The sequence below is a fragment of the Flavobacterium sp. HSC-32F16 genome (assembly GCF_024171645.1).
GTDB lineage: Bacteria > Bacteroidota > Bacteroidia > Flavobacteriales > Flavobacteriaceae > Flavobacterium.
This window is the reverse complement of record NZ_JALKAC010000002.1, coordinates 885,384-906,793: the sequence shown is the minus strand read 5'-3', so window position 1 is coordinate 906,793 and position 21,410 is coordinate 885,384. Positions and strand designations below refer to the sequence as shown.

The 21,410-nt window shown below is 31.5% G+C and carries 24 protein-coding genes; 16 read left to right on the top strand and 8 right to left on the bottom strand.

The genetic code is table 11. The features are described from left to right. Positions 1–108: 108 nt before the first annotated feature. The 4 genes from arfB to L1276_RS10510 are packed head-to-tail and all read right to left on the bottom strand — an operon-like array spanning position 109 to position 3,968. On the bottom strand, positions 109–513 hold the full coding sequence (arfB, locus tag L1276_RS10525; protein ID WP_253787524.1) for an alternative ribosome rescue aminoacyl-tRNA hydrolase ArfB: 405 nt from the start codon (positions 511–513) through the stop codon (positions 109–111). After that, positions 513–2,627 carry a DUF4301 family protein gene (locus L1276_RS10520; RefSeq protein ID WP_253787522.1) on the bottom strand — a complete coding sequence of 705 codons (2,115 nt, stop codon included), beginning with the start codon at positions 2,625–2,627 and terminating at the stop codon, positions 513–515. The genes arfB and L1276_RS10520 overlap by 1 nt, the downstream gene beginning before the upstream one ends. Beyond that, positions 2,588–3,211, bottom strand: coding sequence for a nicotinamide riboside transporter PnuC (pnuC, locus tag L1276_RS10515; protein WP_253787520.1), 624 nt, complete (start codon positions 3,209–3,211; stop codon positions 2,588–2,590). Before pnuC ends, L1276_RS10520 begins: the two co-directional genes overlap by 40 nt. A gap of 25 nt (positions 3,212–3,236) precedes the next feature. Beyond that, positions 3,237–3,968, bottom strand: coding sequence for a geranylgeranylglyceryl/heptaprenylglyceryl phosphate synthase (locus L1276_RS10510; RefSeq protein ID WP_253787518.1), 732 nt, complete (start codon positions 3,966–3,968; stop codon positions 3,237–3,239). A 95-nt stretch (positions 3,969–4,063) separates the two neighbouring features. On the opposite strand from L1276_RS10510, the gene L1276_RS10505 reads away from it, so the two are divergent. From L1276_RS10505 to L1276_RS10495, 3 genes are all read left to right on the top strand, one after another. After that, positions 4,064–4,660 (top strand): Crp/Fnr family transcriptional regulator, encoded by a 597-nt coding sequence (locus tag L1276_RS10505; RefSeq protein ID WP_253787516.1) that lies wholly within the window; start codon positions 4,064–4,066, stop codon positions 4,658–4,660. A gap of 81 nt (positions 4,661–4,741) precedes the next feature. Further along, positions 4,742–5,029, top strand: coding sequence for a hypothetical protein (locus L1276_RS10500; protein ID WP_253787514.1), 288 nt, complete (start codon positions 4,742–4,744; stop codon positions 5,027–5,029). After that, positions 5,026–5,424 carry a group III truncated hemoglobin gene (locus L1276_RS10495; protein WP_253787512.1) on the top strand — a complete coding sequence of 133 codons (399 nt, stop codon included), beginning with the start codon at positions 5,026–5,028 and terminating at the stop codon, positions 5,422–5,424. Before L1276_RS10500 ends, L1276_RS10495 begins: the two co-directional genes overlap by 4 nt. Positions 5,425–5,439: 15 nt before the next feature. Here the strand turns inward: L1276_RS10495 and L1276_RS10490 are convergent, their stop codons facing one another. Further along, complete coding sequence (locus L1276_RS10490) at positions 5,440–6,090, bottom strand: 4'-phosphopantetheinyl transferase superfamily protein (protein ID WP_253787510.1); 651 nt, start codon at positions 6,088–6,090, stop codon at positions 5,440–5,442. A gap of 184 nt (positions 6,091–6,274) precedes the next feature. On the opposite strand from L1276_RS10490, the gene L1276_RS10485 reads away from it, so the two are divergent. From L1276_RS10485 to ahcY, 3 genes are all read left to right on the top strand, one after another. After that, positions 6,275–7,126 carry an SDR family NAD(P)-dependent oxidoreductase gene (locus L1276_RS10485; RefSeq protein ID WP_253787508.1) on the top strand — a complete coding sequence of 284 codons (852 nt, stop codon included), beginning with the start codon at positions 6,275–6,277 and terminating at the stop codon, positions 7,124–7,126. Beyond that, complete coding sequence (locus tag L1276_RS10480; protein WP_253787506.1) at positions 7,107–8,573, top strand: class I adenylate-forming enzyme family protein; 1,467 nt, start codon at positions 7,107–7,109, stop codon at positions 8,571–8,573. Before L1276_RS10485 ends, L1276_RS10480 begins: the two co-directional genes overlap by 20 nt. Before the next feature lie 150 nt (positions 8,574–8,723). Continuing rightward, positions 8,724–10,040: an adenosylhomocysteinase gene (gene ahcY, locus L1276_RS10475; protein WP_253787504.1), complete on the top strand. Its 1,317-nt coding sequence runs from the start codon at positions 8,724–8,726 to the stop codon at positions 10,038–10,040. Positions 10,041–10,144: 104 nt separating this feature from the next. Here ahcY and L1276_RS10470 read toward each other — a convergent pair whose 3' ends face one another. Then, positions 10,145–11,983: a hypothetical protein gene (locus L1276_RS10470; protein WP_253787503.1), complete on the bottom strand. Its 1,839-nt coding sequence runs from the start codon at positions 11,981–11,983 to the stop codon at positions 10,145–10,147. A 234-nt stretch (positions 11,984–12,217) separates the two neighbouring features. On the opposite strand from L1276_RS10470, the gene L1276_RS10465 reads away from it, so the two are divergent. The 8 genes from L1276_RS10465 to L1276_RS10430 all read left to right on the top strand — a co-directional run bounded on the left by L1276_RS10465 (position 12,218) and on the right by L1276_RS10430 (position 17,519). Continuing rightward, a complete protein-coding gene (locus L1276_RS10465) occupies positions 12,218–12,502 on the top strand; it encodes a hypothetical protein (protein WP_253787501.1) in 285 nt (94 codons plus the stop codon). 10 nt (positions 12,503–12,512) lie between these two features. Then, complete coding sequence (locus L1276_RS10460; RefSeq protein ID WP_253787499.1) at positions 12,513–13,595, top strand: hypothetical protein; 1,083 nt, start codon at positions 12,513–12,515, stop codon at positions 13,593–13,595. A 48-nt stretch (positions 13,596–13,643) separates the two neighbouring features. Then, positions 13,644–13,976, top strand: a complete 333-nt coding sequence (locus L1276_RS10455) for a multidrug efflux SMR transporter (protein ID WP_253787497.1) — start codon at positions 13,644–13,646, stop codon at positions 13,974–13,976. A gap of 17 nt (positions 13,977–13,993) precedes the next feature. Then, positions 13,994–14,455, top strand: a complete 462-nt coding sequence (locus L1276_RS10450; RefSeq protein WP_253787495.1) for a GNAT family N-acetyltransferase — start codon at positions 13,994–13,996, stop codon at positions 14,453–14,455. A gap of 124 nt (positions 14,456–14,579) precedes the next feature. Further along, positions 14,580–15,428 carry a methylated-DNA--[protein]-cysteine S-methyltransferase gene (locus tag L1276_RS10445; RefSeq protein ID WP_253787493.1) on the top strand — a complete coding sequence of 283 codons (849 nt, stop codon included), beginning with the start codon at positions 14,580–14,582 and terminating at the stop codon, positions 15,426–15,428. Between the two features lie 138 nt (positions 15,429–15,566). Further along, positions 15,567–16,280, top strand: coding sequence for a 2OG-Fe(II) oxygenase (locus L1276_RS10440; protein ID WP_253787491.1), 714 nt, complete (start codon positions 15,567–15,569; stop codon positions 16,278–16,280). A gap of 398 nt (positions 16,281–16,678) precedes the next feature. Beyond that, the gene (locus L1276_RS10435; RefSeq protein ID WP_253787488.1) at positions 16,679–16,924 is read left to right on the top strand and encodes an Ada metal-binding domain-containing protein; all 246 of its coding nucleotides are present in this window, start codon (positions 16,679–16,681) and stop codon (positions 16,922–16,924) included. After that, positions 16,911–17,519, top strand: coding sequence for an alpha-ketoglutarate-dependent dioxygenase AlkB (locus L1276_RS10430; protein WP_253787487.1), 609 nt, complete (start codon positions 16,911–16,913; stop codon positions 17,517–17,519). The genes L1276_RS10435 and L1276_RS10430 overlap by 14 nt, the downstream gene beginning before the upstream one ends. 1 nt (position 17,520) lies before the next feature. Here L1276_RS10430 and L1276_RS10425 read toward each other — a convergent pair whose 3' ends face one another. Further along, positions 17,521–17,844, bottom strand: coding sequence for an MmcQ/YjbR family DNA-binding protein (locus tag L1276_RS10425; RefSeq protein ID WP_253787485.1), 324 nt, complete (start codon positions 17,842–17,844; stop codon positions 17,521–17,523). A gap of 29 nt (positions 17,845–17,873) precedes the next feature. After that, positions 17,874–18,629: an NUDIX domain-containing protein gene (locus L1276_RS10420; protein WP_253787483.1), complete on the bottom strand. Its 756-nt coding sequence runs from the start codon at positions 18,627–18,629 to the stop codon at positions 17,874–17,876. A 288-nt stretch (positions 18,630–18,917) separates the two neighbouring features. On the opposite strand from L1276_RS10420, the gene L1276_RS10415 reads away from it, so the two are divergent. Both L1276_RS10415 and L1276_RS10410 read left to right on the top strand, forming a co-directional pair. After that, a complete protein-coding gene (locus L1276_RS10415; protein ID WP_253787481.1) occupies positions 18,918–19,181 on the top strand; it encodes a hypothetical protein in 264 nt (87 codons plus the stop codon). Positions 19,182–19,339: 158 nt separating this feature from the next. Then, positions 19,340–21,361: a DUF3857 domain-containing protein gene (locus tag L1276_RS10410; RefSeq protein WP_253787480.1), complete on the top strand. Its 2,022-nt coding sequence runs from the start codon at positions 19,340–19,342 to the stop codon at positions 21,359–21,361. Positions 21,362–21,410 lie beyond the last annotated feature (49 nt).

Genomic DNA, 21,410 nt, shown 5'->3' with positions numbered 1-21,410 from the left:
AAATGTAATGTTAAAAACTTAAACTCCAAAGAAAGAAATTCCAATAAAAAAAATCCAAATTCCAAAAGCTTATTTGAGTTGGAATTTGAAATTTTATATAATTTACACTTAATCTAAGTTTGGTCTTTTTCGGGACTGTTTTAAATCAGAAATATTCTTTTTGTCTTTAATTCTTTTCTTAATTACCGATTTTGGAATCCTTGTCGCCTTCCTAACCTTAGGTACAAACAAACCTTTTTTGATAATTTCTAAAAAACGTTTTATAACTATTTCCTTGTTTTTAAGCTGACTTCGATCTTCGTCGCAATTTAAGATTAAGATATTTTCAGAAGTTAAACGAGCTGATAAATTCTCTCTTAAAAGTGTTTTTTCATCATTAGATAAAACGTGAGAAGCTTCTAAATCAAAAGATAAAACAACTTTCGAAGAAACTTTATTTACATTCTGTCCGCCCGCACCACTGCTTCTAACGGCTTTGAAGTTTAATTCTGATATTATTTTCTCGTTATCCATTACTGTGGCTGATGTGCTGGTTTTAATAAATCATTTACGGTTTTTACCGGATTAAAAGTAATTAAAGGTACAGCAACAAAAACTGTTAACCAATTTGCCATCGATCCATTCCATAATCCAGGAAGTTCATAACTTTTTACCGCTTTTCCTTCGACACTTTTTTCCACTATAAATCCAGATTTCTGATCTACAAACTGCTTCAGATCAAATTTTTCTCCTTTATAATTTTTAATACCGCAAACCAAATCAACCGGATTAAAATGCGTTGCTTCTTCTAAAATTTCTAGTTGCTTTTTGTTCGCTAAGTCAACCTGAGATGTTTCAACAATCTGTAATGAAATCTCGCCTTTATCATTCATTACCCAAAAAGGTCCGCCGCCTGGTTCGCCTTCATTTCTAACCATTCCGCAAACTCTAATTGGACGATCTAACAGTTCTTTTATTTTAATGATCTTATTTTCAAAAGTAAACTTATTGAATTCTTTATTCATTTGAATGTTCAGCTTTTGCATTAAAACATCCACTATTTCTTTAAGATCACTTTCTTTCACTTCATTTTTTTCAATTGCATTTAAATATCCAAAGACTTTTTGCTGAACAGCAATTAAAATTCCTCCTAAAGCTTTTTTATACAATGCAATCTTATCAATATGATTTTGAATCACATTATCTATATTTTTGATAAAAATAATATCTGAATCAAGATCATTCAGGTTTTCAATTAAAGCTCCATGTCCGCCAGGTCTAAAAACCAAATTACCGTTTGAACTTCTTACAATTTTATTTTTTGAATCAACGTTGATTGAATCAGTACTTTTATTTTGATAAGAATACCCAATATTTATTTTTACTCCCGAAGGGTTTTCGATTTTTTCTTTTACGGCATCGACGGCAGCTTCAAACAACTCCTGATGTATTTCTGAAACCGTAAAATGCAAATTAGAAACATTTTTAGCTGTCGCATAATGTACACATTCGTTTAAATGCTCCTCTATGGGAGTTGCGATGTGTGTATCATATAAGTGAAAAGGCAAAACTGCTTTTGGTTTATTTGCTGAATTATAATAATCCTGAGACAATAGTAATTTTATGAAATAATAATTCTTATAATCTCTTTCTAAAGTTTCAAAATCAGGATAAATTTCTTTTAGTTTTTCATGAACAGTTTCAAAAAAAGGAAACTTTTCCATACCCACAATAAAAATTGCAAGTTCCTTGTCATTTTTTCTATTTATGTAAGCATTTATAGTTTCTTTTTGAATATCAAAATCATTCAAAAAAGCCGTTAAAAACTTGAACATTCTTGTTGCAGCACCTGAAGCCGGAACAAACTTTTTGATCTTTAAGCTTTCTTTCTGCTTGTCAAAAAATGCAGCTTTTTCTTCAAAATCAGCTTCAGACAAACTTAAAATTCCATTATTGATTGTTGCTGGGCTTATTAAGTTACTTTTTGCTATTCCGTTTTTAAATATGTCCAATTGCTCCAGGATATTTTCGAAAGGAATACCATGATTATAGATTTCGACAAAATCCTGAGATGACAATCCTTTTTCTTTTAAAGCTCCCAAAGCATCTACAATGAGAGTCGCTTTCTTTAAACGACTTTCTTTATCACCAGAAAGAGTAATAAAAGGTTTTTTATTATCGATTAAAGTTTGTTTGAAAACAGAAAATACAGTTTCTCTTCCTTCCGCAGTATCTCTTATATCGTCCTTTTCCCAAGGAACATCAATATCTGTAAGGAAAAACAAATCATAGTTATGCTTCAAAGCAGCTTCATTTAAAAGCGGATCACAAAATCCGTAATAAACTTCAGAAAAAACTTTAGTAACCATTAAATTAGTATCGCAGAATAAGTATTTTTCAGACTCTGCAAGTTTTTCATTTTCTAATACAGTCTGTCCATACGCAATAGGCATCATATCATCAACTGTGCAGATATGCTGATTTTCTTCCCACTTTTGCTGTAAATAATCGCGTGCAAATTCTGGAACCCATTCGGTTTCATAATAATCTGCAAGTTGTTTTGCTAATGTCGTCTTGCCTGTACTTTCAGGACCAAACAAAGCAATTTTTATGATTGTTGTTTTTTGCTGTCTAAGATTCTTCTCCATTCTAAATAAGCTGAAATAGCCAAAATTGTAAATATTAAATACTGAAGTGACAGCATCCCTAAGCCACGATAAGCATAAAGAGGCACTACAATAATATCACCGATAATCCAAAGTGTCCAGTTCTCAATTTTCTTCCTCGCCATATACCACATACCTGCGAAAAATATACCAGACGATATCATATCGACATAATTGTCATATTTGATTTCGTAATCAAAATATTTATAAATCCCGAAAACTACAAAAATGGTTACTACAAACAATGCAGCGCCAATTATTTTTTCATTAGAATTCGTCCTTGTAATTGGCAGATTATCTTCAACCGTTGCTCCTTTTGACCACATATACCAACCGTAGATGCTCATAACAGAGAAATAAGCATTAATAATCATATCTCCAATATAACCGGCAATATATAGAAGGTAAACTGAAATTACCGTTGCAATTAATCCCGTTGGATAAACCCAAATGTTCTCTTTTTTAGCAAACCATACGCTTAAGATACCAAAAACAAATACCAAAAATTCCAGAATGATATGCCATAATGGTGCATTTTTATAACTTTCGAGGAAAAAATCAATCATTTTACGGTATTTAAAGGGCTGTTAATTATGAATCGAAAAAATGACTGTCGTTTTCAAAAGCAGTTCCTATAACTACTAAATCGGCGCCAGCGTTGTATGCTTTTTTAATTCCGTGCAAATCTACAATTCCTCCTCCAACAATAACAGGAATTTCTATGTTTTGAGCAATGAGTGAAATCATTTCTAACGGCACTGGCTTTTTAGCACCGCTTCCGGCTTCTAAATAAATTAATTTATTGCCAAGCATTTCGCCCGCCTGTGCTGTTGCTAATGCCAAATCAAGGTTTTCACGATTAAGAGGTTCTGTTTTACTAACGCGGGCAACAGCAGTTTCATTGCCGCTTTCAATCAAAATATACCCTGTTGAAATAACTTCAAGATTGGTTTTCTTCAAGATTGGTGCTGCCTGGACCTGATATTCTATTAAATAATCAGGATTTCGGCCAGATAATAACGACAAAAACAAAATAGCATCTGCTTGCGGTGAAATCTGCGAAGGATCGCCTGGAAATATCACAACCGACAGGTTTGTTTTTTGTTTTAGCTGCCCTATCAAATCTTCTAAAATTGTACTTTGAACAATACTGCCGCCAACAAAAATATGGGTTGCTGGAGATTGATTTATTTTAAGTAATAAATGATCCAAATTTTCCCAAACAATTTTATCAGGATCCAGAAGTATGGCTAATAATTTTTGACCATTTCTTTTGGCTTCTAAAATTTGCTGATGGATTGTAATAAGTATTTTTTGCTCCATAATGGCTGTAAAAGTAAAAAGTTTTTAACGTAGAAGAACTATTATGAATGAATTATATTTGCAAAGTCTCTGTTAACAATCCAAGAAAACATTTTATGATACCAGCTGAATTATTAGAGAATTACGGTACATTAAAAAAGTCTTTCGGCAAAAATGATATTATTTTTGAAGAAGGAAATCTGCCAACTCATTATTATCAGATAATTTCGGGTGAAATTAAAATGAGTAATTACAATGATGACGGACGCGAATTTATTCAGGGAATATTCTACAGGGATCAATCTTTTGGCGAACCGCCTTTATTCTTAAATCAAAAATATCCAGCCAATTCGATTGCAGTTGAAGACAGCGAAATTTTTGCGCTTCCAAAACCAAATTTCATGAAACTGCTGGAAGAAAATCCTGCGATCAGTATCAAGATAATCGAAAATCTTGCACAAAGATTGTATTATAAATCGATTATGGCAGCCGAAATTTCGACACATGAACCAGAACACCGCGTTTTAAAACTAATTGATCACGGAATTGCTTACTTTAATTTTAAAAAGGAATTGAATGGTTACCTCATCAATTTTACCCGACAGCAAATTGGAGATTTAACCGGCTTGCGGGTAGAAACTGTTATTCGAGCAATTAAAGCTTTGGAAAAAAAAGGAGAATTGAAGATTGTAAACAGAAAAGTATACAGATAAAAAAGTTCTCGTTTTATGATTTTAATCATAAAACACAGTTGTATTGCGGCCGTATCTTTGTCATATAAAAATCTGAATATCATGACACTATATCAAACCACATTCGACATTTTCAATAAAAATTACATGGGTTCTGCTGCAATGGCAGTAATTGGGCAAAGCTGTTTAGGAGGTGCTGCTGCAATGTATGTTTTATCTAACGGAACTTCTATTCCTCAAATGATTCAGCTGGCAATTATCGTTTTAGCTTGTATCTTTGTAAATACTTCTATTTTGGCTCAAATGAAACACAAAGTGGTTTTTAACCTTTTAATTCTGAGTTCAATTTTAAGCGTTTTATTTATTGTTTTAAATACTCTTGTTCTGTGAAAAAACAAATAGAAAATAGAGATGACGTTGCTTTTTTAGTAAATCAGTTCTATGATAAAATAAGAGCCGATGCAGAAATCGGCTTTTATTTTAATGAAATGATTACCGATTGGGATGCTCATCTCGAAAAGCTGACTGATTTTTGGGAAACCAATTTATTTGCTGTAAAAAAGTACAAAGGAAATCCACACGCTGTTCACAATGAAGTTGATGCTCATTTTGACGAAAAAATAACGGCAAACGAATTTGGAATCTGGCTTAATCATTGGGCTCAGACATTAGATGAGCATTTTGAAGGCGAAAATGTAGAAACCTTAAAAAGACGTGCCCGTAAAATGAGCACTTTTTTGTATATGAGTATGTTTCAGCACAGACAAAAAGAAAGTGAAGTTTAAGGCTAAAGCTAAAAATTATTTCTCGAAAGCATAAACCAAAGTAAAAGTACCTTCAAAATTATCTGATTTGATTTCTTCGTAATGAACATCAAAATCTTTGATCAAATTATCAAAATGAAGACTTGCCTGCGTTTGGGTTTTCTCTAAAGAAAAGTCCCCAACTTTAATATGATCTTTAAAACTGATTCCTTTTTCATTTCTGATTTTAAAGATAGCCTCTTTGGCTCCCCAGATTACGGTAAGTTTTTTTATGTATTCTTCTGTAAATTCCGGTTTTAAATAACTGCATTCAAAATCGGTAAATTTATCAGCAATTCTCTGAATTTTTTCACGCTGCAATTCCATATCAATCCCCACGGTTTCGTGGCTGATAATTATTGCGGCAAAATGATAGGAATGCGTAATTGAGATAAAATTATGACAATCAAAATAAGGCTTTCCAAATTCGTCATAATGTAAATCTTTATCTGTAAATCCCATTTCCTGAATCAGCATTCGAACACTCAAAAAAGCCCGCTGATGCATTTGCGATTTCATGCCGTCAAATCTTTTTTGCGTTTTTTCTTTCAACACAACTTTACTCAATAATTCTTCAAGAGACTCTGTTATTTCCCAAATTAAGATTTGGGTTGAGGCATTATAGTTGATCGTTTTATAAAGTGGCATTGCTTTTTTATTTCAAAATTAGAATGTTCTTATTGCATATTTTTATGTGAGCCAAATAAAAAAATAATATCCTCGACATTTGTTTTATATCCGTCTTCAATTTGTAAATTTACAACTTTTACAAAATATTCAGCAGAATCAATCCCTGTAAAGACATTTTTTGCAGCTAATTAAAACATCTAAGGTGGCAAAAACTTTTATTGAGCAATTATTATTTCCAGATATGGCATTTGATAGTATAAAACTGCAAAAAACAATTTCAGGAAAGACTATCGTTATAACAGGTGCCAGTTATGGTATTGGCGAACAATTGACATTACTTTTTTCCAATTACGATGTTCACTTAATATTAATTGCGCGAACAGCCGAAAAATTAAATACAATTGCAGACATTGTAAGGAAAAATGGTTCGAAATGCAGTTTGATTACTGCCGATTTTTATCAGGAAACCGAAGTAGACAGGGCAGTTAACGAACTCAATGTTTTAACTGATACAATTGATGTTTTTGTTTCGAATGCCGGAAAATCGATTATGCGTTCGTTAGAAAACTCTTTAAGTAGATTTCACGATTTTACAAGAACAAATTCTATTAATTACCTTGCACCAATAAAAATAATCCTGGCAATAACGCCATTGCTTAAAGCCTCACACGGACACATAATAAACGTTTCTGCCATAAATGTATTACTTCTGCCAGCTCCAAAATGGGCTGCTTACCAGGCTTCTAAAACCGCTTTTGATCAATGGATTAGATGCAATACTGCCGAATGGAAGATTATGAAAATAAAGGCTAAAACAATTTATCTGCCTTTGGTCAAAACAAAAATGATTGCTCCAAATAAAAAGTACAAAAACTATCCGGCTATGCAGCCCGAACAAGCTGCTTTTAGAATTGCTAAACTCCTATATTCTTCAAAAACCCGCAGTAAGCCCTGGTGGCTTATATTTCCTCAATTAGGTAGTTTTTTCGGGGAAAAAATTTGGGAAAAAATTTCTTTTTTCAGCTTAAAAAAAGATGATGAAAGCAGTATCTAAATTACAAATCTTAGGATTTATGCAAATCTTAAGAATGGTAAAATCTATAAACAAACACGGATTTACCTTATTAACCCTGCTCGATTCAGTTAAAAAAACAGCTAAAGAAAATGCCTATATTCAAGACGAATACCAGCATTTGTCCTACAACGAATTGTACAAACAATCTGCTGCAATGGCTTTTTATTTAAATAAAGAATTCAATATACAATCAAATAGTAAAATTGTTATAGTTGGTGCAAATTCTGTGCAGTTTGTAAAATCTTTGTTTGCTGTTTCTGGTTTGGGCACTACTATTTTTTTACTGAATCCGAATCAAAAAAAGAGCTATTTTGATACTTTTTTAAGCACACATAAAATAGATTTAATCCTGGCTGAAAAGACTCTGTTTGCTGATTTTTCATCTTTTAAAACTCCTTTGTTTTGTTATGATGAAATTATCGATTTTGATTCAACTCCTAAAACAGAAAATATTTTAAAACGAAAAAAAGGAAAAATAGCCGTTTTATCAAGCGGCACAAAAGGAAAACCAAAAATTGAAAAAAGGAAAATTAAGATAAAAAATTTCCTTAATCCATTTTTTGATATTGTTCAAAAATTACATTTAAAAAAAAACAAATCTACCTTAATCTCAATACCTCTATTTCACGGGTATGGTCTTGCCTCCTTGTTTTTATCCATTTTTATGACCCAAAAAATTCGTCTTTTTAAAAAGTTTGATTCTGAAAAAACATTGTTTTTCTTAAACAAAGAAGAGACTGATTACTGGATAACGGTTCCTCTAATGATTCAAAAAGTATATCAGTTGACAGATGTAAACCCAAAAGTAAAAAACATTATTTCTGGAGGCGATATTTTACAGTCTAATGTCGTCAAAATAATTCACAAAACACCTTTCACAAAGTTGTATAATTTATACGGCACTTCAGAAACTGGCGTTTGCACAATTGCTACGCACGAGGATTTAATAAAATATCCGGACACAATTGGAAAAACCATAAAAGGAGTTGAGGTCAAAATAATAAATTCAAATCAAAATTTAGCTAAAAAAAATGAAGTAGGGCATTTAGTTATAAAATGTGAATGGTCATCAGACAACAAAAATAATACTGATATACCTACCAAAGATTTAGTTTTGAGAAATAATGAAGGATACCTTTTTATTAAAGGCCGACAAGATGACATGATGATTATTGGAGGTGAAAATGTATATCCTGTAGAAATAGAAAATATTATTTATAAAAACCCAAATATACAATGGGTAAAAATTAAAAATGTAATAGATGAAAATCAAATAAGCAAAATACATGCAGATTTGGTTATGAATCAAAATGCAGTTTTTTGTGAAGCAGAATTCATACACTGGATATCACAAGAAGTTCCAAATTATATGATTCCAAAGTTTTTCTGTGTACTCGAAAATATACCTGTCACAAAATTAATATAATTTATCCAAATTATTTCTTTCAAAAAACAGTTACTTAAAATTCTAAAGATTAAGAAATTAAAGATTTCACAAATCTTATAGAAATTAGTAAAATTAAAAAGGTATTACGTAAATTTGCAAAAATTTTACAATTATACAAATATAATATAAATGAGTACTACAACTACGCCTTTTGTGGCTTTCAAAGTAAAAGACATTTCTCTTGCAGCTTGGGGAAGAAAAGAAATTGAACTAGCTGAAGCTGAAATGCCAGGTTTAATGGCGCTTCGTGCTGAATATAAAGACGAACAACCTCTTAAAGGTGCACGTATTGCTGGATGTTTACACATGACGATTCAAACTGCGGTTTTAATCGAAACTTTAATTGCTCTTGGTGCAGAGGTTACTTGGTCTTCTTGTAACATTTTCTCTACTCAGGATCAGGCTGCTGCTGCTATTGCTGCTGCGGGAATTCAGGTTTATGCTTGGAAAGGTCTTGACGAAGAATCATTTGACTGGTGTATTGAGCAGACTTTATTCTTTGGTGAAGACAGAAAACCATTGAACATGATTCTTGATGATGGTGGAGATTTAACTAATATGGTTATTGACCGTTTCCCTGAATTGGTTCCTGGAATTAAAGGTCTTTCTGAAGAAACTACAACTGGTGTTCACAGACTTTACGAAAGAGTAAAAGCGGGAACTCTTCCAATGCCTGCAATCAACATTAACGACTCTGTTACTAAATCTAAATTTGATAACAAATACGGATGTAAAGAATCTGCTGTAGATGCTGTACGTCGTGCAACTGACTTAATGTTAGCTGGAAAAAGAGTAATCGTTTGTGGATACGGTGATGTTGGAAAAGGTACTGCTGCTTCTTTTAGAGGTGCTGGTTCTATCGTAACAGTTACTGAAATCGATCCAATTTGTGCTTTACAAGCTGCAATGGACGGTTATGAAGTTAAAAAATTAAACACTGTAATTGCTAATGCTGATATCATCATTACAACTACAGGAAACAAAGATATCGTTCTTGGAGAGCACTTCGAGCAAATGAAAGACAAAACTGTTGTTTGTAACATTGGTCACTTCGATAACGAAATTGATATGGCTTGGTTAAACAAAAACCACGGTGCATCTAAAATCGAAATCAAACCACAAGTTGACAAATACAACATCGCTGGAAAAGATATCATCATTCTTGCTGAAGGTCGTTTAGTAAACCTTGGTTGTGCTACAGGTCACCCAAGTTTTGTAATGAGTAACTCATTTACAAACCAGACTTTAGCTCAAATTGAATTATGGAACAACAGCGCAGCTTACAAAAATGAAGTTTACATGTTACCAAAACATTTAGATGAAAAAGTAGCTGCTTTACACTTAGCTAAATTAGGCGTTGAATTAGAAACTTTACGTGACGATCAAGCTGCTTATATTGGTGTTCCTGTTGAAGGTCCGTTCAAACCAGAATACTACAGATATTAATCTGTTTTAGATTTCTGATTTAGAATTTCTTTATAAAAAAACCGCTTTTACAAAGCGGTTTTTTTTATCTGTTTTATTTAAAATTAATCCCGTATTTAAATTTTCTATTCATATACAAATACTCGCTCTACAAAATCTGCACTTGGTTTTTTTGAATCTAATTTTCCTTCAACCAGCATTTCGGTCCAGTTTTTTTTATCATCATTTTTAAGATATTGCATTTTTGTATCTAATTTAATTTTACCGTCTCCCAGAGCCTGGAAATCTTGACTTGATGATTCAATTTTTCTATTATCGGAGTTGTACTTGCTAAAAATAATTAATTCATCACTATAACCCGAATCGCTTTTATTTAGTTTAAAATGTTCTTCTATAAGGTTTCCTCTTTCATCATATACTAAATCATCTTGAGACTCGGTTGCTTCTGCTTCTCCATTCAGATAGTCATAAGAAAAACTCGTTTTTATGATGCTGTTTTTAATGTATTGATACTTCACTACATTTCTTAAAGTATCACTATCAGAATAACTTTTCTCTTCTAATAATTTATTTCCCGATCCATAAATATAAATTGTTCTCCCAGTAACTTTTTCATCATCATCATACGTTATTGACTCGATCTTTTGTTTTAAACTATTATATTTATTCACTGGATAATCAGACTTTTTGGGAAAAAATTTATCTTCAACAAATTCGCCATTTGAGTTCTTTTTATAAGTTATATAATACTGCATTTTACCTTTTACATACTTACCATTCTTTTTTGATGTATTATAATAAGTCTCTGTGTATTCTTTAATATTTCCAAATAATTTCTCGTTCCAATTTGCAGATAACTGCGGAGCATTATAATCTTCTGCCAGAAGTTTTTTAGGCGCTGGTTTTTCCTGATTTGGAATCATCTCAAAAGTTCTGTCGATACCATAAACAGGTTCATAAAGAACAAAATCATTTTTAATTGGCGCGATGGTATTAATGAATATATACTTCTTTTTTTCATTTAGTATATCTTCTATCGTAAATGTTTTTCTATATTCCTCTAAAGTTATTGCTGGATTGGCTTTAAAAGCATCAAAAATAAACTTACTTATATTCCCTTTTATATCGCTGAAACCAGCTCTTTCCCCATTTATTTTTTTATTTTTCTTTTTTAACTGCTCCACTTCACTATCGCTGTAATTAACTAGAACATTCCCAGATTCATCATAATTAATTAAACGAATTTCATTATCTCTATTTTTAGGATCGACTGCTTCTATTAATATCACGTTGTTTATAATATCAACTAAATTATACTCAATGTTATTTAATTTAAATGTAGTTCCTATATTCTTTGAAGAAAGCTTTACCTGAGAGTAATCTGTAATAAATTTAATATTATAAGTCACACTCCCTTTAATTTCAGAGAGTTCATTATTATTTTTAAAGTCTACAGCATTGTTTATTTGATCCTGTTTATGCAATGTCGTAAAACTCACATTAGTAGTTTCTCCGTTTAAGTATTTAAACGATGATTCGCTTCCGAAAGAAGATGAACCGATGTTCTTGATTTCAATCAACTCTTTTTTCAAATTAAACAAATTACTCTTTACAGGTTGAAATCGCACAATATCTGTCTCATCATTCCCTTTATAATACGAGGGAAAGCGAGAATTATACAATAAGTTATATCCATATTCAGATTTCTCTAATTTCAAAACTCCTCGCGAAATAAGCGTATCAACAGATGAATTTATAACCTCGGTAGATTGAATTGTTTTCTTTTGAATTTCATCGACTTTTCTAGTCACTTTTTTAAACGGAAAATCAGGAACTTTAAAGATTGCTGCACCGGTGTTATAAGTAATTCCGTAAATCATTTCTTTTTCCTCTTTGCTGGGCTGCTTTTTTTGAGAAAAAACAGAAAGACTAAGGCTCATCAAAATCAATACAATTCGATTCATATTTTTTTTTTGAAAAGTACAATTTTAGCTTCAAACCCAAAAGAATATTTTAACATATTTAAAGTCAAACTATCGAATAATCAAACTATATAGATTGCTTTAAAATCTTAATTCTATCCCACACACATACGTAGACCAATAACATCAAATAGTCAGATATTATTTATGATTCCTGAGATTTTAAGTTTAAATTTGAAATTGAAGAACACTCCCAAAAATAAAATTCTTAAAAGTATGATCGAAAAAGTTTTATGTGAAATACATGGTTCAAAAGAAATGTCTTTCAGCTGTATTCACATTGCAATGGCAATAGACTCTAAAAAGCAAGTCGGTTTTTTCTATTCCGAAGCCAAAGAAGATCTTCCTCAAATTGCCTGGTGCGGAACATGCGAACAATATCTTTTAGATAATGGCGAAGAATGGACTGATGTTTTTCAAGCCCAAGCCGATTTTAAAATGTTATGTTCTGATTGTTTTGAAGAAGCAAAAAACAATGAATTAGAAACTCATCTCAGATAAGTAAATTTTTATGAAAAAGATTATTGCACTTTGCCTATTATTCTTTCTTAATTTCTCAGTTTTTGCTCAAAACGATGATATTTGGATTTCATTTTGGGATAAGGACACCACACACATAGGATTTAAAGATAAAAAAGGCATTATCAAAATCGAACCAAAATTTATGGGAATCACCATCGCCCATAAATTTGAAAACATAATTGCCGTTACTGAAGAAGAAAACAATAAATGGAAAAGCTATTATTTAACCAAAACCGGAAAAATAGCAGGCCGTGACAGTTTATATATTTTTGACAATGGACCAGATTGCGAAAACGAAGGTTTTATTAGGTTTAAAGATAACAAAACCGATAAAATGGGAATATTTAATGGTGAAGGAAAAATTGTAATTCCAGCAGAATACAGCAATATAACAAAAGTTAGAAACGGATTAATCATAGCCTTGAAAGATGCCGAAAAAAAACAAGATGGAGAGCATTTTTTCTGGACAGGCGGAAAAGAATTCTTAATTGATAGTAATAACAAAATTCTAATTGAAAAATTTGCCTATAACGACGATTTAAATTTTTATTCGTTAGAAAAATCTAAAGAGCCCAGCAAAGATCCAATTAGAGATAACTTTCTTGGAGTAGACGGACAATATTATTCTTTTATAAATTTTGACAAAGAATTTACAGAGTGGTTAAAAAACAATTTATTAAAAGATTTATCTAAAGCCAATTTAGAAAAACATTCTTTTGACAAAATCACATATTGGAAAGAACCTGAAGGCTGGATAAACTCACCAAAAGCTAAATTTGTCAATCAAAATTACACTTATTTAAAATTAAAACTTCAGGATCTCAAAAATCCAAAAACGGATTACTTTGTCACTTCTGACGGGTTAAATCAGTTTATTTTCGAATCAAGTGAATATGAAAATTATTTCAACAATTGTAATGAATCAAAAGAATGGATTTATCCTGTAAAAAGTATCATTATCAATCCAAAAAACAAAAACGATTTTGGACAAGATCATATTCAGTTTCTACGAACAGAAAATGGGTATAAGTTGATAAGCGTTTCTTCTAAAAAAGAAAATACTCTTAAATAATTCATTTCGGTTTTGTACAAAACTTAACTTTGTAAAAAAACGTAAACCATGAAAAATTTTTTGTTTTTATTTATTGCCATTATCTTCGAAATCATTGCTACAACAGCATTAAAAAAGTCTCAAGAATTTACCAAATTAATTCCGAGCATCATTACGGTTATTGGATATTGCGGGGCATTTTATTGTCTAAGTTTTGCCATCAGAACTATTCCTGTTGGATTTGCTTACGCTATTTGGTCTGGAGTCGGGATTGTTTTAATTACAGTTATTGGTGCTGTTTTCTTTAAAGAAATTCCTGATTTACCAGCTATAATTGGATTGAGTTTAATTATAATTGGGGTTGTAGTCATCAATGTTTTTTCTAAAACTACGGCACACTGATTTTTAAATTTCAAAAAATGATTTTCAAAAAAGCAACAAATTCAGATCTAAATGAAATGCAGCAATTATATATCGAAACGATACAATCTGTATGCAAAAACGATTACAATCCAGAACAAATTGAAGCTTGGATTTCTGGCGTAAAAAACACAGAACGATGGCTTGAAGTAATTGAAAAACAATACGTTTTATTAGCAGTAATTGAAAACAAAATTGCTGGTTTTGGAACTTTAAAAGATGGAAATTATATTGATTTCTTTTACATACATAAAGATTTTCAACGACAAGGAATTGCAGATAAACTTTTAAAAGCATTAGAACTTGAAGCCGTAAATCAACATTCAAAAATTATAAGTTCGGATATTAGTATTACTGCAAGACCTTTTTTTGAAAAGAAAGGATTTATTGCAAAAAAAGAACAAAAAAATATTCGTTTGTGCATTGAATTGATTAATTATAAAATGGAAAAGGAATTGTAATTTTAGGTTTCACTTTCCAAACAACTTGAAACCTAAAACGTGAAACAAAACAAAAACTTCCGCAAGTTTCGGATTTTATACCAGCAAAAACCAATCGATATTTGCTTTATAAAATTGAATGAAAATGAACACACAGGAAACCATCAATTATAATCGAATTGCAGATGCCATCGATTATATCCAAGCTAATTTTAAAGAGCAGCCCAATCTTGATGAGGTTGCAGAGAAAGTGCATTTGAGTCCGTTTCACTTTCAAAGGCTTTTTAGCGATTGGGCAGGAACAAGTCCAAAGAAATTTTTGCAATATACCAGTTTAGAACACGCTAAGAAATTACTCAAAGAAAATCAGTCCACTATTTCTGAAACCGCATACGAAACTGGACTTTCAGGAACCAGCCGACTTCATGATTTATTTGTAAATATTGAAGGAATGACGCCTGCCGAATATAAAAATGGCGGAAAAAATCTGGAAATAAACTACAGTTTTGCCGAAAGTCCGTTTGGGAATATCATTGTAGCTTCGACTCAAAAAGGCGTTTGTTTTATGGCTTTCGCTGAAGATGAAGCAATCGGATTTAATGATTTAAAAAATAAATTTCCGAATGCCGCTTTTACCAGAAAACTGGATTTAGCGCAGCAAAATGCACTTTTCATTTTCCAAAATGACTGGAGTAAATTATCTGAAATAAAACTGCATTTAAAAGGGACTGACTTTCAACTGAAAGTTTGGGAAACTTTATTAAAAATTCCGATGGGACAGCTTTCTACTTATGGAACTATTGCACATCAAATTCAAAAACCAAATGCTTCCCGCGCCGTTGGAACTGCAATTGGCAGTAATCCGGTTGCATTTTTAATTCCGTGTCACCGCGTCATTCAGTCTTCAGGAGTTTTTGGCGGTTATATGTGGGGAAATACCCGAAAAACTGCCATAATTGGCTGGGAAGGTGCGCAGGTAAATTCTCAATTATAATTTATAACAGCAGTGCGTCTAACGTTATGTATTCCGTCACGAATTGACTACGATCTTTGTCGACAATCTTTGTGTAGACGCACTGCTGTGCGTCTCTACGGATATGCTTTGTCAAAACCCATCTTTATTTAAACATTTATGCAAACTATACAATCTAAAATTGCTTCTCAAAATTGGGAAAGCATCACCGAATCTATGCATAAAAATGGCTTTGCCATTATTCCGAATGTACTCAATAACGAACAATGTGAAGACTTAAAATTCGATTATGATAATACAAATTTATATCGAAAAACGGTCGTTATGGAACGTTATCGATTTGGTTTGGGCGAATACAAATATTTCAATTATCCTCTGCCCGATTTAATTCAAAACATACGCTCTACGGTTTATCCTAAATTGGCTCCAATCGCAAATGCATGGATGAAAGCTTTGAATATCAATACCATTTTCCCAAATGAACACGAAGAATTATTAAAACAATGTCACGATAATAATCAATTGAAAGCAACTGTTTTAATTTTAAAATACGGAGAAAGCGGTTTCAATACTTTACATCAGGATTTATATGGCGATATTTATTTTCCCATTCAAATTGTACTTTTCCTTTCTGATCCTGATGAAGATTTTACTGGAGGCGAATTTGTATTGACAGAGCAAACGCCAAGAGCGCAGTCGAAAGCTATTGTTTTAAAACCAAAAAAGGGTGACGTTTTGGTTTTTACAACCAATTTTAGACCAGTAAAGGGCACAAAAGGTTATTATCGAGTGAATATGAAACATGGGGTAAGCGAAATTCATTCTGGCGAAAGATATACGCTGGGAATTATTTTTCATGATGCATTAAATTAAGGTTCAGAGGTTTCAAAATAACGCATATATGTAGAGACGCACAGCAGTGCGTCTACGCAACGTGAATCAAAAAAGAAAGATAATTTCTCCCGCAGATTTGGCAGATTTAAACAGATTTTTAATCATTATAATCCTTTAAATCTGTGGCAAAAAATTTATTTATATATCTGTAGAGACGCACAGCAGTGCGTCTATGCAATGTGAATCAAAAAAGAAAGATAATTTCTTCCGGAGATTTGGCAGATTTAAACAGATTTTTAATCATTATAATCCTTGTAAATCTGTGGCAAAAAATTTATTTATATATCTGTAAAGACTGTAACGTAAGTAATCTATGTCGACAATCTTTGCGTAGACGCACTGTTGTGCGTCTCTACAGAATAAAATATGGTAAAATTATGATTGAACATAATAAAATTTCAGATTCAAATCTTCGGAATAAAATTAAAAATGCGGAGATTTGTTTCGGTGGAAACCGGAAACTAAAAATTTACGGGACGCTGAAATGTTCTTCGGGAAAAAGAATGAAACGTGAAAACCGGGTTTTCTTTTTTTCTGCAGAAGAAGCAAAACAAAACGGTTTCAGACCTTGCGGACATTGTATGAAACCTGAATATTTAAATTGGAAAAATGGACTTATTTAATCCTGAAATAAACGAAACAACGAACTTACTTCCGAAAGACGGAACTGTAAATTATTACGGAAAATTATTTTCGAGAGAAGATTCTAATCGTTATTTGGATGTTTTATTGAATACAATTGAATGGAAAAATGATGAAGCCATAATCTTTGGAAAATTAATTTTAACCAAAAGAAAAGTGGCGTGGTACGGCGATCAGGAATTTGAATATACGTATTCGAATACTACTAAAAAAGCGCTTCCGTGGACGAAGGAATTATTGGAATTAAAGAAAATAATTGAGACTGAGACGGGAGAAACCTTCAATTCTTGCCTGCTAAACTTATATCATTCCGGCGAGGAAGGAATGGCCTGGCACAGCGATGCCGAAAAAGATTTGAAAAAAAATGGTGCAATTGGTTCTGTAAGTTTTGGTACTGAACGCAAATTTGCTTTCAAGCACAAAGAAACCAAAGAAACGGTTTCCTTAATTTTGCAGCATGGAAGTTTATTGGTTATGAAAGATGAAACGCAGACACATTGGTTACATCGTTTACCGCCAACAAAAACTACTCAAAAACCTAGAGTAAATTTGACTTTTAGAACAATTGTCAGATAGATTATTTCTTCTTTTTTGGAGCTACGTTTTGATAAGAAAGCTTTAAAGCATCTTCGAACATTTCTGGTCGAACTTTAGAAAGTTCAACAATTGTCCAGCCTTGTTTTCCCCATTTGTTGGGAATTGGATAAAAAATCATTTCGCTTGAAGCACAAAAAACGGACTGATCGATTTCGTTTAGTTTTAAAACGGCGCGATTGTTTTTTTCATCAAAAGCAGCGAATATCTTTTTGTTTACCCGAAAAGAGGTTTTCTCAAAATGTGGTTCTTCAACTGCATTTTCAAAGGATAAAGCTGCTTTTTTAAAATCTTCAAAAGAAACCATAATCGTAAATTTTAAAGTTAGACTTTGATTTACCAGCCTTGATTTAAACCATTTTTTAAAACTTCATCGTATTTTTCTTTATCAAAAGAATATAAGTTTGGGGCTTTGTGGGCCACATTATTTTTCTTTTCATCTAATTTATTCAAAATGCCAATATTGGTAATTTTTCGTAGAAAATTTCTTCTGTCTAATTTTTTATCCAAAATGGTTTCATACAATTTTTGAAGTTCCGGCATTGTAAATTTTTCAGGAAGCAAATTATAACCTATAGGCATTAAATTTAATTCTGTTCGCAGTGTATCCAAAGCTTTGTCCAGAATTTCTTTATGATCTAAAATGAGTTCAGGAACTTCTTTGTGATCTATCCACTCTATAAATTCCCCTGAGTTTATGCGCGTTGGAACAATTTTTAAAAAATCAACCAAGGCATAATAGCCTATTGTTACAAAACGCTGAGTAAGCCATTTTCCTTTTTCAGGATCGATATTTAAATATTCTAAAACTTCATTTCCAAAATGATTATCGTTCCGTTTTATTTTTCCGAAAGTGGCAAATTGTCTCAAAAAAACGCCTTCTACTCCGGTTCTTTCATTTAAAACGGTTACCGCTGCAGTATCAATATCCTGGTCTATTGGGATAAACCCTCCAGGCAGAGACCAGCGTTCATTGTGAGGAACTTTGATCAATAAAACTTTTATCTGATTGTCATGAAAACCAAAAATCACACAATCTATAGAAAGTCCCGGCTGGTATTTTTCATTATTTTCTATAATTGTTTTCAGCATTTTTATATGTGATTAATCTCGTTATGGGTTTGCAATGAAGCTTGCAATTTACTTTATTTTTTAAAAAAATGTAATCTTTAAAAAAAATGAGACTATAAAGTATTTATGCAACAACTAATTTAAAAGTGTACAAATAACAATTTTAGTTAAAATTACAAAACTAATTAAAAAAATAAGTACATTGCGTCATAATAACACATTACAAAAAAAATTGTTAAAATTCGTAAATCAGAAAGCAAAATACTGGACATCAAGTACATTTTTGATAAGGATTAAGAATTGAAGTTAATGCACAAGAACATGAACAATCCGTTAAAAAATATCAACAAAAAAATTAGAACAAAAATCTGGTCTTCTTTCGGATTTGTTTCTAAAACGTATCTGCTTGAAGCTTCTTTAAAATACAGCGAAGAACAGGAAAGGATTTTTAATCATGTAATTGAGACTGAAGTAAAAAATAAAAAAACAAAACGAGAAGCCCTGGATAAAGCATTAATTGAATCCTATAAAGGAATTGGCGCTATGGACTTTATAAATACAGTATTAAAATAAGACGCAATTCCCATTGCTATATTACTTTTAATCCCCGCAATAGCGGGGATTTTTATTTAAAAGTAATTGAAAATTATCCGTAAAAAATCTATATTTTTGTTTGTCTAAAAGTACGATTATACTTAAAATAATAGCCGCGAAAGATTAAAATAGAAAAAATGGAAAACACAGTCGATTTAGAAAAGTATAAAATTCAAAAGCCTGAAAACTGGGCATCAAATATTATAGACCAACAGCTTGTAGAATTCATAAAGGAATCTGATTTCTCAAATAAGCAAGTAGAGGAAGGAAGAGAATTTTGTTATTTACTTGATAAGATATATTATACAAGTGATACAGAAAACAGTGAATATGCTTGTGTTGCTTATACCTTAAATGAGCCTTCAAGTTTAGAAAATGCTTCGGTTATGGATATGGTTGTTGAAGAAAATGAAACATATATCATACACCGAATCAGTGTTTTGAGAGAAGGCGTTTTAGTTGATAAAATTCCTGATACCAAAATAAAAGTCCTTGACAGCGAAAATCAAAGCGAGGGAGGTATTTTGAGCAGTAATAAAAAAGTAAATATTACGATTAAAGATCTTCGCTTATATGATGTTTTAATATTAGAAGACTCGAGGGTAAAGGTATTTACTGAACGTGATTTTATGCGTAAAGAATTCCTTAAATACATTTGGATTAGTCCAAGTAATTATTGGGCATACGGTTCTTTTAAATTTACTTTTATCAATGAACGCGAAAAGACAATCGCGTACAAAAAAACATTTTTTAGAGATGAACAAGGAAATGTTTTAGAACCAGAAATAAATTACTTAAAAAAAGGAGAAAGATTTATTATTGACAAAGAAAACTATATCAATTTTGTTGATTCTAACAGGGAAATCGCTCCATTTATTGATTTTGCTACAGACAGCAATTGGACTGATTTGTCTAATTATATTTCACCATTATACGAAGAAATCTATAAGCAATCTTCGTTGAAAGAGTTTGCTCCAAAATTAGTGGAAAAGCTTGATGCAATTTCAGATAAAGAGGAACAGCTTCAGTTTGCTATAGATTATGTTCAAAACCATGTGTATTATGTATTTAATGCTGATGAAATGAATGGACATAAACCACAGGAACCTACTATTACTTACGAAAACAAACAAGGTGATTGTAAAGCAAAATCGGTTTTACTGAAAGTGGTTTTGGATTATATCAATATTGACTCGTCTGTTGTTTTAGTTAACTACAATTCAGATCATTATATTAAACATTATCTGCCGTCATTATTAACATTTAATCATGTAATTGTAAAAATCAATTATAAAGATGAGACGTATTTTATTGATGCTACAGCTAGAGATGAATTTGGTTTGATAGAAAATCGAGGTTATATCTATTTTATGCATTATTTAGAAGTGAAACCTAACCAACAGCTTCAGGTTAAAAAGCCGCATACTTTTTCTTATTATGGTATTAACGAAAGAGCAGATTTTACTGCTCAAAATCAAAAAGGAGAATTAAAACTTACGACAACTTACAAAGGAAATCGCGCCAATTATATGCGTAAGTATTTCAAAAACACTAATAAAAGAGAGATTATAGACAGCTGGAACAATTTCTTATTTTATACTTTGAATTATTCTAATGATCGCAATGGAACTGATATTAGAACCATTTTTAATGATGCTGCAATTGAAATTGTAAGCGACGACAAAAAACTAAACGAATTTACAATTCAGTATAATGCTTCTATTGATGATCCGTATTTTACAGATGCTCAAAAGAATCGCTTTTTAATGTATTTTGACCGAAATATTGTTAAGAACAATGCGCGCGATTTTATGCACAAAGACATTCCGTTCTGGCATAATTTTGATAATGAGAAATATGAAATAAATCTTAGCACAGATCAAAGAATAGATACAGAAGAGAAATTTACTATTCAGGAAAGTACGATTAATAATCCTTATTTTGATTTTACAAGCCGTAAAAAAGTGACTAAAAATGGCGCTTCAATATTTATTGATTTCAAACCTCTGGTAAACATAGAAATTGCGTCAGAAGATTTTGAGAAATTTAGAACAGATCATCATACGATTGCTGATAGTAATTTTGGAGTTGGAATTGATATTATCGAGCAAGGTTTGCTTAATTTATTGAAATATAATTTTAAGAAACGTCTTAAATAATTTCTATCATAAAAAAATGGGACTTTAAAAGTCCCATTTTTTTTCTACT